Consider the following 548-nt stretch of genomic DNA (forward strand, 5'->3'; position numbering starts at 1 on the left):
ACCAAAAATATGCATAATATATGCATATTTTTTTGTATAATTTTATAAAAAGTAATAGCCAAATTATATTAAAAAAAAATTATTTTTTATTGACAAATATTTAATAGATTTTATATAATATTACTTGTCGCTAATTGAATAAATGTTTTATTGATACTTTCATAGCGTAAGATTCGTACTAACTTATTTAATAGAAGGCCCATTGGTCAAGCGGTTAAGACACCGCCCTTTCACGGCGGTAACACGGGTTCGAATCCCGTATGGGTCACCAAATGGAGGATTAGCTCAGCTGGGAGAGCATCTGCCTTACAAGCAGAGGGTCGGCGGTTCGATCCCGTCATCCTCCACCATATTTATTAATCAAACTGTATAAAATTGCCGGTGTAGCTCAATTGGTAGAGCAACTGACTTGTAATCAGTAGGTTGGGGGTTCAAGTCCTCTCGCCGGCACCATTTAAAATGAGCCATTAGCTCAGTTGGTAGAGCATCTGACTTTTAATCAGAGGGTCGGAGGTTCGAATCCTCCATGGCTCATCACTTAAAAATAT

The 548-nt window shown here is 37.2% G+C and carries 4 tRNA genes; all 4 read left to right on the forward strand.

Annotated elements, in window-relative coordinates:
• Positions 1–196 precede the first annotated feature (196 nt).
• The 4 genes from ACTXGU_RS22325 (at position 197) to ACTXGU_RS22340 (ending at position 534) form a co-directional block, all read left to right on the forward strand.
• A tRNA-Glu gene (locus ACTXGU_RS22325) sits at positions 197–271 on the forward strand.
• A gap of 3 nt (positions 272–274) precedes the next feature.
• A tRNA-Val gene (locus ACTXGU_RS22330) sits at positions 275–350 on the forward strand.
• Positions 351–377: 27 nt separating this feature from the next.
• Positions 378–453: transfer RNA gene (locus tag ACTXGU_RS22335), tRNA-Thr, on the forward strand.
• Between the two features lie 8 nt (positions 454–461).
• Positions 462–534: transfer RNA gene (locus ACTXGU_RS22340), tRNA-Lys, on the forward strand.
• Positions 535–548 lie beyond the last annotated feature (14 nt).

The sequence above is a fragment of the Niallia sp. 01092 genome (genome assembly GCF_052318935.1).
Taxonomy (GTDB): domain Bacteria; phylum Bacillota; class Bacilli; order Bacillales; family Cytobacillaceae; genus Niallia.